Here is a 2,585-nt window from a genome sequence, read left to right as displayed (position 1 = left end):
ATGGCTTAAGTTACAAGCCATCCTGGAAGGCTACGATTTAGCAAAATCTCTTGAGCCAGACTTGTGATCAAGAGACAGCTAATTAGCGCCTTTTTGCATTGTGGCTAAATACAAATTTAATGCTGGTTAATCATGTGCGTTGCTAGTTGAGAGAATGATTGCTTTAAGCCTTCACGTAACAACGGGTTGTCTATTTCTATATCCAGCGTTTTATTCATGCAGTACATCCACTGATCACGCAATGCTTTATCTACAGTAAAAGGCATATGGCGTTTACGTAGCATTGGCTGGCCATGTTTTTCTGTAAATAGGTTTGGCCCGCCTAACCAACCAGATAAAAATTCAAAAAATACTTGGCGAATTCTATCTAATGGCAGAGGATGCATATCATATAACGGTTTAGCGTATTCATCTGACTCCATTATGTCGTAGAATCGATTGGCAATAGCGCGCGCTCCTTTTTCTCCACCTATTATTTCGTACGGTGTTTTTTCAGGAGTAGGAGCCTGTTGCTCAGGAGCTGGCTTAGATTTAGAAAAAAGTCGTTTAATCATATTACTTATCATCGTTAATAGGCAGTATATAGCTGCAAAGAGGTTGCTTTAAAATGGACAAATATGCGGTTTTTGGAAATCCAATTAAACATTCAAAATCCCCCGCGATACATAAACAATTTGCTGTATCACTGGGTGAGCAAATCGACTATCGCGCAATATTAGCACCTATCGATAACTTTGAAAAAACAGTATTGTCTTTTTTTGAGCAAGGCGGTATCGGTGCTAACGTTACAATGCCATTCAAAGAGCAAGCTTATGCAATGGCAGATGAGCTTACGCCATTAGCTAAAATAGTAGGGGCTGTTAATACCTTAAAAAAACGAGACGATGGCACATTACTCGGTGATAACACTGATGGTATCGGTTTTGTTAACGATTTACTTGCTAATAAAGTAGCTATTACTAACAAGCGTATTTTAATTATTGGCGCGGGCGGTGCAGCTCGAGGCGTTATTTTACCTTTGCTAGAGCATAACCCTCAGGAAATAATAATCGTTAATCGCACAGCACAAAAAGCTAAAGAACTCGCAGAGCTATTTACTCAATATGGACCTGTATCTGGCTTTGGCTTTAATGATTTACCAGTAAGTGATTACTCACTAATTATAAACTCTACATCTAGCAGTATGAATAACGAGCTACCAGCACTTGATGAAAAACACATAACTAACTGTGAAGTAGCCTATGACATGTTTTATTCACTGCAAAATACTATTTTTATGAACTGGATTGCACAGCATAATATTAACGCTAAGCTTTTAGATGGCAGCGGTATGTTAGTGGGCCAGGCTGCTCAAGCCTATTATGTATGGCGCAATAAAATGCCAAAAATACTGCCTGTAGTTGATGCACTAAAACAAGGGGCGCTTAAATGAACCAAGCAATACAATTTATAGATAGGCTAGAATTTAGAGAGCCCGATCATCAGTTAGTATTCTTTGCACAAGTTAGTGGCATGCTGGTGGAGTGTGTAATAGAAGTAAAAAAACTTAAATTAACGGACGAAAGCCATGCAACAGAGTATTTTGAAAAGTACCGTTTTGATTACGAAGAGCGTGCCGAGGAGCTTATCGAAGAAGAGAGTTACAACTCGGCAGGTCAGATAGAAGTAAGCTTATTACTCTAAGTTAGCGATTTCAGTTAAATACTCATCTTTAAGTGATACGTAGTTATCAGCAGATATTTTTAAAAAGGCAAGTTCTTGGTCTGTAAGAGGGCGAGCTTGCTTAGCTGGGCTTCCTACATATAAATAGCCAGACTCTAAACGCTTGTTTGGAGGCACCAAAGAACCTCCTCCAATAATAACATCGTCTTCAACAACAACGTTGTCCATAATAATAGCGCCCATACCCACAAGTATACGATCTCCTAGTACGCATCCGTGTAGCATTACCTTATGACCAACAGTTACATCGTCACCTATAATAAGTGGGTAACCATCAGGATTGCTTTTAGTTGCACGAGATAAATGCAATACACTGCCATCTTGTATATTTGTACGCTCACCAATACGTATATAGTTAACATCGCCACGTGCAGCTACTAATGGCCACACACTACTATTATCACCTAAAGTAATGTTACCAACCAAAACCGATGAATCATCAACATAAACAGACGCATTAAATGAAGGAGTAACACCTTTATAAGAACGAATTGCCATAGTTAGTACCTTTTAGATCATGATTATTAGTATTTGAGTGTATCAGCAAGGTGATTTTTGTACCATACAGTGCACTGTTTGGTTACAAAACTATCAGTTTCGGGGTGTTTAGTTCAGATACTAACCGAACAGCATCTTTTTTTACTTTTTCTTTAAAAAAGTGCTTGCGTAAAAATATGATCTCCCTATAATGCGACCCCACTGAGACGGGAAACGCCAACGCATAGCGAGGCACGAACTACCTCAGAGAGTTAAATAAAACTTCGGTTTTGAATCTTCTAAAAAGAAAGTTTAAAACAAAGTGTTGACTCGAAAAATAAAGGGTGTATTATTCGCATCCCTTGAGACGCTAAAGCGACTCAAAA

4 protein-coding genes are annotated in these 2,585 nt (G+C 38.7%); 2 read left to right on the top strand and 2 right to left on the bottom strand.

Translation table 11 applies throughout. The features are described from left to right. Window positions 1–116: 116 nt before the first annotated feature. Window positions 117–554: a group II truncated hemoglobin gene (locus GQR55_RS19840; RefSeq protein WP_166421949.1), complete on the bottom strand. Its 438-nt coding sequence runs from the start codon at window positions 552–554 to the stop codon at window positions 117–119. Between the two features lie 53 nt (window positions 555–607). On the opposite strand from GQR55_RS19840, the gene aroE reads away from it, so the two are divergent. Together aroE and GQR55_RS19830 are read left to right on the top strand one after the other, a co-directional pair. Next, window positions 608–1,432 (top strand): shikimate dehydrogenase, encoded by an 825-nt coding sequence (aroE, locus tag GQR55_RS19835; RefSeq protein WP_166421948.1) that lies wholly within the window; start codon window positions 608–610, stop codon window positions 1,430–1,432. After that, the gene (locus tag GQR55_RS19830; RefSeq protein ID WP_166421947.1) at window positions 1,429–1,683 is read left to right on the top strand and encodes a DUF1488 family protein; all 255 of its coding nucleotides are present in this window, start codon (window positions 1,429–1,431) and stop codon (window positions 1,681–1,683) included. Before aroE ends, GQR55_RS19830 begins: the two co-directional genes overlap by 4 nt. Here GQR55_RS19830 and GQR55_RS19825 read toward each other — a convergent pair. Beyond that, entirely contained in the window at window positions 1,675–2,220 is a 546-nt protein-coding gene (locus GQR55_RS19825; RefSeq protein WP_166421946.1) for a gamma carbonic anhydrase family protein, read from the bottom strand. The genes GQR55_RS19830 and GQR55_RS19825 overlap by 9 nt on opposite strands. Window positions 2,221–2,585: the final 365 nt, after the last annotated feature.

The sequence above is a fragment of the Pseudoalteromonas sp. Z1A8 genome, assembly GCF_011378855.1.
Classification (GTDB): domain Bacteria; phylum Pseudomonadota; class Gammaproteobacteria; order Enterobacterales; family Alteromonadaceae; genus Pseudoalteromonas.
This window is presented reverse-complemented; position numbering and strand designations above follow the sequence as displayed.